This window comes from Kitasatospora brasiliensis, from assembly GCF_032654805.1.
GTDB lineage: Bacteria > Actinomycetota > Actinomycetes > Streptomycetales > Streptomycetaceae > Kitasatospora > Kitasatospora brasiliensis.
Map to the genome: position 1 here is coordinate 636,238 of NZ_JAUOOW010000005.1, position 12,058 is coordinate 648,295.

The window sequence follows — 12,058 nt, forward strand, 5'->3', positions numbered from 1 at the left end:
AATCCCTGAGAGCCATTCTCAAGGCCGCTCGACGGTGCTCACCACCGAGGGCGGCGGGGGCATGACCGGTTCGGCGGGGCTGACCCCGGCCCGGCGGGCGACCGCGACGGCCGCCAGCGTGGAGTGCACCCCGAGCTTGCCCAGCACGTTCTGCATGTGCGTCCGGACGGTGTGCGGCGACAGGTAGAGCCGCTCCGCGACGGCCTGCCGGCCGAGGCCCGCGACCATGCAGCGCAGGATCTGCTTCTCCCGCGGGGTCAGGGTGTCCACCAGCCGCTCGCTCTCGGTGCGGTCCCGCCGGGCGGTGGTGAGCTCGCGGATCACCCCGGTGAGCAACGCGGGCGGCAGGTGCGTCTCGTCCCGCAGCACACCCCGGACCACCGAGAGCAGCCGGGCCAGCGAACTCTCCTTGGCCACCCAGCCGGTGGCGCCCGCGTGCAGCGCGCGGGCGGCGCGGTGCGGGTCGTCGGCGGTGGCCAGCACGACGGCACGCAGCCCGGGGTGGGCGCGGCGGAGCCTGGCCAGCAGGGTGATGCCGTCGGGCGGCGGGGCCGCGGGTCTGAGCTGGTCGCCGCGCAGCGGGTCCACCACCGAGCGGGTGGCGGGCGGCAGCGCGGCGGGCGCGCCCGGGGGCACGGCCGGTCGGCGGGGCTGCGGCACCGGTGGCACCATCCGCCGCCGGGCCTCCTCGGGCTGCTCCGCAGCGGGCCGGCGGCGGGGTTGTCCCGGCGCCGCCGGCGTTCCCGGCGCCCCTGCCGTTCCCGGCGTTCCTGGTGTTCCGTACGGACCGCTCGCTCCGGCCGCCTCGGCGCCCAGGTCGGCGTCGATCAGCGCCACGTCGTAGGCCCGGCCCTCGCCGACCGCGCGCTCCAAGGCCCGCTCGGCGGCGGCGGCACTGCCCGCCGCCCCCACCTCCACGTCCGGCTCGGCGGCGAGCGCCGCGGCCAGTGCCTCGGCGAAGATCCGGTGGCCGTCGACCACCAGGACGCGAATCCGCCCCATCGTCCCTCCCCTGCTCAGAGCGCCCGAGCCCAGGGCGGGACCAGCCCGGTATCCGCGTTCCGGACCCGCCGCTCCGCCCGCCCACCGGTGGCCGGTGAGGCCGAAAGGGCGCCGGCCCCCACCGGTACCGCACTCAGCCTACGGGGCGGGCTACGCGCTCGTGGCGATTCGGTGAAGTTTCGTCAGAAAGTGCACGAGCCACCGGACTTGAGCCTATGGCCCGCCGCCGGGGGCGCCGCACCCGGACGTACCGGGTGCGGCGCACTGACGCGGCCGATCCGGCCCCGGGACCGGCCGTCGGCCCCCAACCGGCCGCCGGTCAAAGACCGTTGCTCACTTGCCGTGCTTCGCCAGGGTGAACTCCCAGGCGTCGGCGACGATCTCGTCCAGGTTCGGCCGGCGCGGGGTCCAGCCCAGCGCCTCGTGGGCGCGGGCGGCCGAGGCCACCAGCACGGCCGGGTCGCCGGCCCGGCGGCCCGCGACCCGCACCGGGATCTCGCGGCCGGTGACCCGTCGGACCGACTCGATCACCTCGTGCACCGAGAAGCCGCTGCCGTTGCCCAGGTTGCAGATCAAGTGCTCACCCGGCTTGGCCGCGTCCAGCGCCAGCAGGTGCGCCTCGGCCAGGTCGGCGACGTGGATGTAGTCGCGGACGCACGTGCCGTCCGGGGTCGGGTAGTCGTCGCCGTACACCGCGATGTGCGGGCGCCGGCCCAGCGCGGCCTGGAAGACCAGCGGGATCAGATGCGACTCGGGGTCATGCCGCTCGCCGTACGCGACACCGGAGGAACTGCCGTACGCACCGGCCACGTTGAAGTAGCGCAGCGAGACGGCGGCCAGGCCGTGCGCGACGGCCTCGCTGGTGATCAGGTGGTCCACGGCGAGCTTGGTGGCGCCGTAGGTGTTGGTCGGCGCGGTGCGGGCGGTCTCGGCGATCGGCACCGCCTCCGGCTCGCCGTAGGTGGCGGCGGTGGACGAGAACACCAGCTTGCGCACACCGGCCGCGCGCATCGCGCTGATCAGCTCCAGCGAGCCGGCCACGTTGTTGCGCCAGTACTTCTCCGGGTCCGCGACCGACTCGCCGACCTGCGAGGAGGCGGCGAAGTGCAGCACGCCCTCGAAGGAGCCGTCCAGCACCTTGCCGGCCTCCTGGATCCGGCCCTCGACGAACTCGGCACCGGCCGGGACGCCCTCGCGGAAGCCGGTGGAGAGATCGTCCAGGACGGTCACCTGGTGCCCCGCCTCCAGCAGGTGGGCGGCCACCACACTGCCGACATAGCCGGCGCCACCCGTGACCAGGTACTTACTCATGTTGCGACCTCCAGCGAACGACGGTCCGCCCGGTCGGGCGGGTGCCATCGACGGAATGCGTACGACTGGGGTCATTCTCCCAATCCCACCGAGTGCTCCGGACCATGCGCACGACCGCCCCCAGCCCTCTCACCGAGTCCGCGGCACTCGCACACCCGGCCGGGCTCGCCGGCCCCGCCCCGCCCGGCCGTTCAGCCCTCGGCCAGCCGCTCCAGCAGGCCGGTGCGCGCCGCCACCGCGGCGGCCTCCAGACGGGTCCGCGCGCCGAGCTTCATCAGCACCCGCTGGACGTGCGTCCGGGCGGTGCTGGCGGCGATCCGCATCCCGGCGGCGATCGCCGCGGTGTCCTCGCCGTCCGCGATCCGGGCCAGCACCTGCACCTCACGGCGGGTCAGCAGCCGCAGCAGCCGGACGGCCTCGTCGTCCGGTTCGGGCGCGGGGCGCAGCAGTTGGTCGAAGGCCCCGCGCAGGATGTCCACCGTGACCGCGGCCTCACCCGCGCGCGCCCGTCCGATCGCCCGCTCGACCACCTCGATCCGCTCGTCGCTGGGCACGTACCCGGCCGCTCCGGCCGCGAACGCCCCTGCCACACCACGCAGTTCACCCACCGGGCCGAGCACGATCACGGCCACCTCGGGGCGTTCCCGGCGAATCCGGCGCAGCCCGTCGAAGGCGCCCGGCTCCCCCGGCGCGGCCACTCCCAGCAGGCACACCTCGGGCCGCCGCCCGACCACCAGGTCCGCGGCGACGCCGGACGGCGAGCCGACCGCGAGCAGCCGGTGGCCGCGCAGCTGGAGCGCGGTGGCCAGCGCCTCGGCCAGCAGCCGGTGGTCGTCCACCACCACGAGTCGAACACCCATGACACCCTCCCGGTCGGGGTCCGGCTCGCGCCCGCACCCCTCGGGCGGGCGGCCGATGACGCACCATCACAGCGCATTCCCCACCCGGCCCGCCAGACCGTGGCGTGTCGACGATGCGGAACCGGCCGGAGACCTCGGCCGGGGGACCGGCCGAGGAACCGAGGATGGGGAACCGCCTGGGGAACGCGAAAGACCCCCGCCGTCAGGCGAGGGTCTTTCAGTGGAGCCCCCATGCGGAATCGAACCGCAGACCTTCTCCTTACCATGGAGACGCTCTACCGACTGAGCTATAGGGGCTTGCTCGCTTGCCGGTGTTTCTCCCGGCCGCTCGAACAAGGAAGACATTACACGGCCGCCGACCCCAAAGGGAAATCGGCCCCGCCGAGCCCTCAGCCGCCCGGGTGCGCCGCGTCGAACTCCTCGCGGGCCGCCATCACCCGCTCGGCCCGCCGCTCCGTCCACCGGCCGATCGGATCGACCAGTTCGGCCAGCTCGCGGCCGAGCGGCAGCAGGTCGTAGACCACCCGCGGCGGCGTCTCCGGGAAGACCGTACGGAGCACCAGCCCGTTGCGCTCCAGGTTGCGCAGGGACTGGGTGAGCATCTTGCGACTGACCCCGCCGACCGCGCGCTGGAGTTCGGAGAAGCGCTGCGGCCCGCAGGCGAGGAGGTCCATCAGGATCAGCATGGACCACTTGTCGGCCAGCTCGGCGAACACCTCGCGGCTGGGGCAGAGCCGGGCGAACACGTCGAGTTCCTGATCCCGCCCGCCGTCGCACGCCTTCCTGGGCGCTTCCTCCGTCGTCATGCCTCCAGGGTAGCCCGGCGGTCTCCAATCCACTCTTGGTAACCGATGGAGACCTGGTCTACATTAGAGACCGAAGCGCCGCCCGTCGGCCCGCGCCCGTCCCTTTGGAGTGCCCGCATGACCGCCGTCCGTCCGACCGTCGCCCTCGCCTACCACTCCGGCTACGGCCACACCGCCGTGATCGCCGAGGCCGTCGCCCGCGGCGCCGCCCAGGCGGGTGCCGAGGTCGTCTCGATCGCCGTCGACACCATCACCGAGGAGCAGTGGGCCCAGCTGGACGCCGCCGACGCGATCGTCTTCGGCTCCCCCACCTACATGGGCACCGCCTCCGGCGCCTTCCACGCCTTCGCCGAGGCCACCAGCAAGCGCTGGTTCACCGACGCCTGGAAGGACAAGATCGCGGCCGGCTTCACCAACTCCGGCTCCAAGAGCGGCGACAAGGCCGAAACCCTCGGCTTCTTCCAGACCCTCGCCGCCCAGCACGGCATGCACTGGGTCAACCTCGGCCTCAAGCCCGGCTGGAACGCCAACGGCGCCTCCGAGAACGACCTCAACCGCCTCGGCTTCTTCAGCGGCGCCGCCGCCTCCTCCCCCACCGACGCCGGCCCCGAGGGCGTCCACAAGGCCGACATCGCCACCGCCGAGCACCTGGGCGAGCGCGTCGCCCGGCACACCGCCGTCGTGCTGGCCGGCCGCGCCGCCCTGGCCGGCTGAGCACCGCCGACGCTGCCGCACCGTTACGCCGTCACGCCGCCGGGTCCGTCCCCCATCGGGGCGCCCGGCGGCGTCCGCCGTCCACCGGCCCCGGCCCTGGCCCCGCGCCGAGTTCCGTCTCGACGGTCTCCGGCAGCAGCCGCAGGCACCCCAGGGCCAGCACCCCCAGCACCGCCAGGTACCAGCCCACCGGCTGCGCCGTCCCGTACGCCCCGGTCAGCCGGGTGGCCACCAGCGGCGTCGTCGCACCGCCGACCACCCCGCCCAGGTTGTACGTCAACGCCGCCCCCGTGTACCGCACCCGAGTCGGGAACAGCTCCGGCAGAAACGCCGCCACCGGCCCGAACATGCAACCCAGCACCGCCATCGCACCCGCCAGCGCGACGAACATCAACGGCCGGCTCACCGTCTCCAGCAGCGGGAACAGCACCAGCGACCAGCCCGCGGCCGACACCGTCGCCCACCACAGGATCCGCCGCCGCCCCCACCGGTCACTGCGCGAGGCGCTCAGCCACACCGTCGCGGCCATCCCCACCGCGCCGACCAGCAGCATCGACAGCATCACCGTGCTCGCCACCCCGAGCCCCGTGGTCGCGTACGCCAGCGCGTACGTCGTGGTCAGGTAGAACAGCGCGTACCCCACGGTGATCGCCCCGCCGCCCGCCAGCACCGGGCGCCAGTGCTCGCGCAGCACCTCCAACACCGGCAGCCGCTCCCGGCACCCCGCCGTCCGGAACAGCGGCGACTCCTCGACCCGCACTCGCACGAACAGCCCCACCGCGACCATGACGAACGAGGCCAGGAACGGCACCCGCCAACCCCACACACGGAACGCCCCTTCGTCCAAGCCGAGTTGCAGCGCCAGGAACACCCCGTTCGCCAGCACGAACCCGATCGTCGGCCCCAACTGCAAGAACCCCCCGTACCGCCCCCGCCGCCCGGCCGGCGCGTTCTCCGCGATCAGCAGCGCCGCCCCGCCCCACTCCCCGCCCAACCCGACGCCCTGACACACCCGCAGCACCACCAGCACCGCCGGCGACCACCACCCCCACACCCCGAACCCCGGCAACAGCCCCACCGCCGCCGTCGCCAGCCCCATCAACAGCAGCGACACCACCAACGTGGCCTTCCGCCCCACCCGGTCCCCGAAGTGCCCGAACACCACCGCCCCCACCGGCCGGGCCAGGAACGCCACCGCGTACACCGAGAACGCCGCCAACAGCGCCCCCACCGCGCCCAGCCCGGGAAAGAACACCGGCCCGAACACCAACGCGGCCGCCGTCCCGTAAATGAAGAAGTCGTAGAACTCGATCGCCGTCCCGATCAGCGCCGCAGCCGCCGCCCGCCGCACCTGCCCGACCCGCCAAGCACCCTCCGCATCCATACCACCACCCTCGCCACCCCCGCCCCCACCCCACCATCCCCCACCCGAGTGACCCCAGCGCACACCCACCCACCCCGCGCCCCCGGAGCCCACCCCACCACTCCCGAACTCGCCCACCCCAAGGGCGACCTACCGCGCGTACGGGTTGTCCTCCGGCGGCACCGGCGGCTGATACGACGGCGGAGGCGGCGGCGCCGCCCCCATCGGCTCCTGCACCGGCACCGGCGGCTGCGCGACCGGCTTCCGCCGACGCCGCACCACCACGACCACCGCACCCGCCACCAACACCAGCCCGGCCGCCACACCCGCCACGATCGGCAACGCGCTACTCGAACCCGACGCCCCCTCCGCCTTCGGCTGCGCCGACGGCGCACCCGCAGCCACCTCGGTCGGAGTCTCCACTGGCGCCGGCGCCGCAGACGCGGAAGCGGGCGCACTCGCCGACGGTGACGCCGCTGGCGTGGGGGCTGCGGCGGCAGGAAGCGGCGACACATCCGCCGGCCCGGGGTCCCCCGGATTCGTCAGCGCAATACGCGGCCGCACCGCGCCATACCCGACGCTGTCGTTACGGCTGGACCCGTCATTCGGCTTTCCGGCCGTATTGATGAGGACCCGCAGGACCTGATTCGCCGTCCAATCCTTGTGAACCGACCAGACCAGGGCCGCTGAGGCCGATACCAGAGCAGTCGAATCCGACGTCCCATGGCTCTTGCAGTAACCCGTGGAAGATGTGCAGGCAGAAATCACATCCATGCCAGGCGCAATGAAGACTACCTGCGGACCTCGGTCAGACTCTGCCGTAACGGTGCCGTTTTGATCAGAAGCTCCGACGCCGACCACACCCGGAAGCGCGCCAGGATACTCGACAAGATTTCCCTTGTCGGCCCCGTTCCCGACGCTGGCGAATACAAGAACACCTTTCGAGCGGGCCCCCGCAATGATTCCGTTCAGTTTCGCAACATCAGCCGGAAAGGTCGTTACTGCCTCAATCCCCTGCGAAATGTTGATGACCTTCGCCCCTTGGTCAACCGCATACGCAATGGACTGTCCGAGCTGGTCAAGGAAATCAGTCGAAACTAGCGACCCGACCTTTCCGGTATTGATCTTCAGCGGAAGGACCTTGGCCCCAGGAGCCAGGCCTTGTGCTCCGGTCCCCGAGTTCCCCTTGCCCGTCCCGGCAATGAGACTGGAGATGGCTGTGCCGTGGCCATCCGCAGATGCCCCCACACCGCCCGGGCTTCCGCTGAAGTCCCGGCCCTGAAGGAACTGCCCCTCCAAATCGGGATGATCGAGCTTGAACCCGCTGTCGATCACCGCGACCGTGATGCCCTCTCCCTTGGAAACCTTCCACATCTCCGGGGCGTGCATCGCGTCCAGATGCCACTGCTGCTGCCGGATCGTGTCCTCGGCAACCGCGGGTGCTGCGACCGGGCCGACCACGATTCCCGCCGCCAGAAGTGCCGCAGCAGCAGCCCGCCGGCGCGCTCGCACGTTCGTCCGCCCCATCACAACTCCTCGTCAATCTCTCCGTCGACCGGGAAGCGTGCCCCGAACAAGCCTGCCCGGCCACTGGGGAGGCCCCAGTGGCCGGGCAGTCGTTGTCGTCCTACTCAATCACGTCCGGGTTGCTGTGCGGCGTACCGCTGGTCCAGGTCTCCTCGTCCTCGTGGAGGTAGTCGGCCCGCTTGCGCCGGTCCTTCTCGTTCCGGCCGCCGTGGCCCGCGGCTCCGGGGGCCATCATGCCGTTCTGCCTGGACTGGGCTCCGCCGCCCTCGGCAGCGCCCGCCGCGCGGTTGCGCAGGCCCGTACCGCCGGGCGTGAACTCCCCACCCGAGGTCGGCCCCTTGCGGCCGCCGATCGTGCCGCCGGTGGTCGAGGTCAGACCCCGGCCGCCGCGCGAGCCGCCGCCGGCGCCGACCGCGCCACCGTGGGCGCCGCCCATGCCGGGGTGCATGCCGCCCATGCCGGGCCCGCCGACCCGGCCGCCGCCGGACCCTGCCGCCTCGCGGGCGCCGAAGACCGTTCCACTGGGCAGGCCCTGGGAGCCGCTCCTCCCCTGCGGGCCGCCGCCGAACGGGGTCGTGCGCGCCGGAATCTGGCCGCCGCCCTTGCCGGGGACGAGCCCGCCGCTGCCGCCCCTGGCCGGGATGGTGCCGCCGCCCGGTCCGGTGGGGACGCCGGGAATCGGGCCGCCACCGGGGATGCCGGGGCCTCCGCCCGGACCGTTCGGCCCGCCCGGGTATCCGGGAAGGCTGGTCGTTCCGTCCGGCGGCAGCTGGCCGCCGCCGGGACCGTACGGGCCGGTCTGGGACGGGAGGGTCGGCAGGGTGGGCACGCTGTCGAGGCCGGTGCCCGGACGGCTGCCCGGGTCCGACGGGTGGGACGGCGGGGTCGGGACGCCCGGGTCCTGCGGCGGGGGCGGCAGCTGGCCGCCACCACCGTGCCACGGGGGCGGGGTGGTGCCCGGGTTGGAGGGGACGGGGCCGCCCGATCCCGGGTCGTGGGGCAGGACCTGACCGCCGCTGTGGTTTCCGCCGCCGGGCGGGCGGACGTTTCCGCCGGTGTTGCCCACGTTCATGCGAGGGCTACGGATGGGACCACCGGAGCCTACAGAGCCACCAGTACCACCCGAGGCATCCGACAGGTCGCTCCTGCTGCTGTTCCTGCCAGGCGTCCCAGGCAGCACCACATCGGCAGGAATCCCGTTCAGCGTCGTCGTCGCCGCGCTGTACGCCTGCGCCAGCTTCTCCATCTGGAGAACGGCTTCCTGGTGTTCCTTGTCGACCTTCGCCTTGGCCGTTGCGTACTCCGCCGATGTCACCCAGTTGTGGGGCGGAATCGACTTCATGTACTCATCGGGCGTCTGCCCGATCACATACGCGGGAACGTTGACCGACTTCGGCTGCTGGTTGTAACTGTCGACCTTTTGGATCTCTGTCGCCGGAGGCTCCGGCACAGCGACCTTGGCGGTGCTGAGAGCCTCACCGGCCTGGTGCATCGCGCCGCCCGCGGTCGCGGCGTGGTCACCGATGATCTCCGCCGACTGCTGAAGGTTGTTCACCCAGGTCTTGAAGTTCTCGGCAGCCGGACCTTCCCAAGCGACATTGCCGACATGGGACTTCAGCGCTGCGCTCAGCTCCTTCAGCACTCGACCAGCCGATTGCAGTTGAGTACCACGACTGAGGACCGTCGTCGGATCGGTCTTGTCCACCATCTTCCGCAGGTGGGCGTGTTCCATGCCTTCGAAGTTCGTACCGGCTGACACTACTTGCTCCCCGTCTCCCCGTAGGACTCTCCCCAGACCACCATCAGTACTTGCTGCCCGGTGCCGCGGTGGTGACACCCGCATCCTTTGCGACAGCATTCTGTGCGGCCGTCGTGTGATCCTCATTGGTCGCGTAGTTGCTCGCCGTCTGCGCAACTGCCTTCTGCATCGCCTGGATCTGCGACGCGAAATCCTTGTGCAACTGGACGAGCTGGGCGTGCACCTTCTCGTACGCGCTGGTCAGGGCCGTCGCCTCGGCGAACTCCGCGCTGGCGAAGCTCTTGCCCGTCAGCTTCTGTTCCTGGAGCTTGTACGGAGCGGCCGCCGACCCCTCCATCGCGGCGAGCAGGGCCTCGACCTTCCCGGCGAACGTCGTGAGCGTGTCGATCTCGACCTGGACGTCCTGCTTCCCGAAGGCCGCCACCAGGTCGCTCGCGCTCACGTTCGTCTGGATCGTGCTGACGATCGGCGCGACGTTTATCCCGCCGATACCGAAGGGCATCGGGATCTTCTGGTCCAGCATGAACGGCGTCGTGTCCCCCGAAGGGTTCGCCGGCGCGGGAGTCCCCGACCCGTTCCCGTTACCTTCTGCCACAGCAGTTCACCTCTCCCCCGTACGGCGGGCCGGCCCCGGGTTCCCGGGTGGCTTCGCGCCGCAACACACCGTCAACTTCTGGGTTGTACCGTCCTGGTCGGCGCACCGCCCGCCCTGGGGGCGGCTTCCGCCTCCGTCATCGTAGCCACCACCTCTGTCGGACCGGCAGGGCCCTTGGCCCGCCCGTACGCGATCGGTACGAACTTGACACGTACGAGCCGCCGCGGAGGAGCTCGAAACGCTCCTCCGCGGCGGCTGGTGGCCCCTCGGCTCAGACCTGCTCGGCCAGCTCCAGCCAGCTCATCTCCAGCTCCTCCTTCTCGTCCCGGACGGTGCGCAGCTGCGCGTCCAGCTCGGCGACCTTGGAGAAGTCGGCGGCGTGTTCGGCGAGTTGGGCGTGCAGCTTGGACTCCTTCTCGTCCAGCTTGGCGATCTGCCGCTCCAGCTTCTGCATCTCCTTCTTCGCCGCCCGCAGGTCTCCGCCGGAGAGCCCGGCAGTGGGGGTGTCGGCCGAAGAGACAGGGGAAGAGGCGGCGGCGGAAGCGGCGGCCGCGGCCGCGGCCGCCATCCGGGCCCGGCGCTCCAGGTACTCGTCCACCCCGTTCGGCAGCATCCGCATCTTCTTGTCGCCGAGCAGCGCGTGGACGGTGTCCGTGGTGCGCTCGATGAAGAAGCGGTCGTGGCTGATGACGATCATCGAGCCGGGCCAGCCGTCGAGGAGGTCCTCCAGCTGGTTGAGCGTCTCGATGTCCAGGTCGTTGGTCGGCTCGTCCAGGAACAGCACGTTGGGCTCGTCCATCAGCAGCCGCAGCAGCTGGAGTCGGCGGCGCTCGCCACCGGACAGGTCACCGACGGGCGTCCACTGCTTGTCCTTGCCGAAGCCGAACTGCTCGCACAGCTGGCCGGCGCTCATCTCCCGGCCCTTGCCGAGGTCGACCCGCGAGCGGACCTGCTCGACGGCTTGGAGGACCCGGGTCGCCGGGTCCAGTTCGGCGACTTCCTGGGAGAGGTAGGCCAGCCGTACCGTCTTGCCGACCTTGATGACGCCCGAGGCCGGCTGGATGTCGCCCTCGCTCGCGTAGGCGTCGCGCATCGCGCGCAGCAGCGAGGTCTTGCCGGCGCCGTTGACGCCGAGCAGGCCGATCCGGTCGCCGGGGCCGAGCTGCCAGGTGAGGTTCTCCAGCAGCAGCTTGGGGCCGGCGGTGACGGTGACGCCTTCCAGGTCGAAGACGGTCTTCCCGAGCCGCGCGTTGGCGAACTTCATCAGCTCGGACTTGTCGCGCGGATCCGGCACGTCCGCGATCAGGGCGTTGGCCGCCTCGATCCGGTAGCGCGGCTTGGAGGTACGGGCGGGGGCGCCGCGGCGCAGCCAGGCCAGCTCCTTGCGGGCCATGTTCTGGCGCTTCTGCTCCTCGACGGCCTCGATGCGGGAGCGCTCGGCGCGGGCGAAGACGTAGTCGGAGTAGCCGCCCTCGTACTCGTGCACCTCACCGTGCTGGACGTCCCACATCCGGGTGCAGACCTGGTCGAGGAACCAGCGGTCGTGGGTGACGCAGACGAGCGCGGAGCGGCGCTTCTGGAGGTGCTGGGCGAGCCAGTTGATGCCCTCGACGTCGAGGTGGTTGGTGGGCTCGTCGAGGATGATCAGCTCGGGCGAGCCGAGCAGCAGCTTGGCGAGGGCGATCCGGCGGCGCTCGCCGCCGGAGAGCGGGCCGATGACGGTGTCCAGGCCGTCGGCGAAGCCGGGCAGGTCGAGGCCGCCGAAGAGGCCTTCGATGATGTCGCGGATCCGGGCGTCGCCGAGCCACTCGTGGTCGGCGCGGTCGGCGATGACCTCGTGCCGGATGGTGGCCTGGGGGTCGAGCGAGTCGTGCTGGGTGAGGACGGCCGGTTCGAGGCCGCCGTTCCAGGTGATCCGGCCGCCGTCCGGCTCTTCCAGTTTGGCGAGCATCCGGATCAGGGTGGTCTTGCCGTCGCCGTTGCGGCCGACGACGCCGATCCGGTCGCCCTCGCTGACGCCCAGGCTCACCGCGTCCAGCAGGGCGCGGGTGCCGTAGACCTTCGTGACGGACTCGATGGTGGCGAGGTTGACGGCCACGTGTGCTGCGCTCCTGGGTTCGG

At 71.9% G+C, this 12,058-nt stretch carries 10 protein-coding genes and 1 tRNA gene; 1 reads left to right on the plus strand and 10 read right to left on the minus strand.

Annotated elements, in window-relative coordinates:
• Positions 1-18: 18 nt before the first annotated feature.
• The 5 genes from QWJ13_RS22370 to QWJ13_RS22390 all read right to left on the minus strand — a co-directional run bounded on the left by QWJ13_RS22370 (position 19) and on the right by QWJ13_RS22390 (position 3,979).
• On the minus strand, positions 19-1,002 hold the full coding sequence (locus QWJ13_RS22370; RefSeq protein ID WP_316526598.1) for a LuxR C-terminal-related transcriptional regulator: 984 nt from the start codon (positions 1,000-1,002) through the stop codon (positions 19-21).
• Between the two features lie 333 nt (positions 1,003-1,335).
• Positions 1,336-2,313, minus strand: coding sequence for a UDP-glucose 4-epimerase GalE (gene galE, locus QWJ13_RS22375; protein WP_316526599.1), 978 nt, complete (start codon positions 2,311-2,313; stop codon positions 1,336-1,338).
• A gap of 191 nt (positions 2,314-2,504) precedes the next feature.
• Positions 2,505-3,173, minus strand: a complete 669-nt coding sequence (locus tag QWJ13_RS22380) for a response regulator transcription factor (RefSeq protein WP_316526601.1) — start codon at positions 3,171-3,173, stop codon at positions 2,505-2,507.
• A gap of 221 nt (positions 3,174-3,394) precedes the next feature.
• Positions 3,395-3,470: transfer RNA gene (locus QWJ13_RS22385), tRNA-Thr, on the minus strand.
• Positions 3,471-3,562: 92 nt separating this feature from the next.
• Complete coding sequence (locus tag QWJ13_RS22390; protein WP_316526602.1) at positions 3,563-3,979, minus strand: winged helix-turn-helix transcriptional regulator; 417 nt, start codon at positions 3,977-3,979, stop codon at positions 3,563-3,565.
• Positions 3,980-4,096: 117 nt separating this feature from the next.
• On the opposite strand from QWJ13_RS22390, the gene QWJ13_RS22395 reads away from it, so the two are divergent.
• Positions 4,097-4,693, plus strand: a complete 597-nt coding sequence (locus tag QWJ13_RS22395) for a flavodoxin family protein (protein WP_316526604.1) — start codon at positions 4,097-4,099, stop codon at positions 4,691-4,693.
• A gap of 31 nt (positions 4,694-4,724) precedes the next feature.
• Here QWJ13_RS22395 and QWJ13_RS22400 read toward each other — a convergent pair whose 3' ends face one another.
• The 5 genes from QWJ13_RS22400 to QWJ13_RS22420 form a co-directional block, all read right to left on the minus strand.
• A complete protein-coding gene (locus QWJ13_RS22400) occupies positions 4,725-6,077 on the minus strand; it encodes an MFS transporter (protein WP_316526605.1) in 1,353 nt (450 codons plus the stop codon).
• 129 nt (positions 6,078-6,206) lie between these two features.
• Complete coding sequence (locus tag QWJ13_RS22405; RefSeq protein ID WP_316526606.1) at positions 6,207-7,583, minus strand: S8 family serine peptidase; 1,377 nt, start codon at positions 7,581-7,583, stop codon at positions 6,207-6,209.
• A 100-nt stretch (positions 7,584-7,683) separates the two neighbouring features.
• Positions 7,684-9,315 carry a WXG100 family type VII secretion target gene (locus QWJ13_RS22410; protein ID WP_316526607.1) on the minus strand — a complete coding sequence of 544 codons (1,632 nt, stop codon included), beginning with the start codon at positions 9,313-9,315 and terminating at the stop codon, positions 7,684-7,686.
• Positions 9,316-9,385: 70 nt separating this feature from the next.
• Positions 9,386-9,865, minus strand: coding sequence for a DUF2563 family protein (locus QWJ13_RS22415; protein ID WP_316526608.1), 480 nt, complete (start codon positions 9,863-9,865; stop codon positions 9,386-9,388).
• 343 nt (positions 9,866-10,208) lie between these two features.
• Entirely contained in the window at positions 10,209-12,035 is a 1,827-nt protein-coding gene (locus tag QWJ13_RS22420) for an ABC-F family ATP-binding cassette domain-containing protein (RefSeq protein ID WP_316526609.1), read from the minus strand.
• Positions 12,036-12,058 lie beyond the last annotated feature (23 nt).

What these genes read in the sequence shown, in the direction of transcription:
- QWJ13_RS22415 (WP_316526608.1), bottom strand. Translation starts at nt 9,865, where the DNA reads ATGCTGGACCAGAAGATCCCGATGCCCTTCGGTATCGGCGGGATAAAC.
- QWJ13_RS22405 (WP_316526606.1), bottom strand. Translation starts at nt 7,583, where the DNA reads ATGGGGCGGACGAACGTGCGAGCGCGCCGGCGGGCTGCTGCTGCGGCA.
- QWJ13_RS22380 (WP_316526601.1), bottom strand. Translation starts at nt 3,173, where the DNA reads ATGGGTGTTCGACTCGTGGTGGTGGACGACCACCGGCTGCTGGCCGAG.
- galE (WP_316526599.1), bottom strand. Translation starts at nt 2,313, where the DNA reads ATGAGTAAGTACCTGGTCACGGGTGGCGCCGGCTATGTCGGCAGTGTG.
- QWJ13_RS22370 (WP_316526598.1), bottom strand. Translation starts at nt 1,002, where the DNA reads ATGGGGCGGATTCGCGTCCTGGTGGTCGACGGCCACCGGATCTTCGCC.
- QWJ13_RS22400 (WP_316526605.1), bottom strand. Translation starts at nt 6,077, where the DNA reads ATGGATGCGGAGGGTGCTTGGCGGGTCGGGCAGGTGCGGCGGGCGGCG.
- QWJ13_RS22390 (WP_316526602.1), bottom strand. Translation starts at nt 3,979, where the DNA reads ATGACGACGGAGGAAGCGCCCAGGAAGGCGTGCGACGGCGGGCGGGAT.
- QWJ13_RS22395 (WP_316526604.1), top strand. Translation starts at nt 4,097, where the DNA reads ATGACCGCCGTCCGTCCGACCGTCGCCCTCGCCTACCACTCCGGCTAC.
- QWJ13_RS22410 (WP_316526607.1), bottom strand. Translation starts at nt 9,315, where the DNA reads ATGGAACACGCCCACCTGCGGAAGATGGTGGACAAGACCGATCCGACG.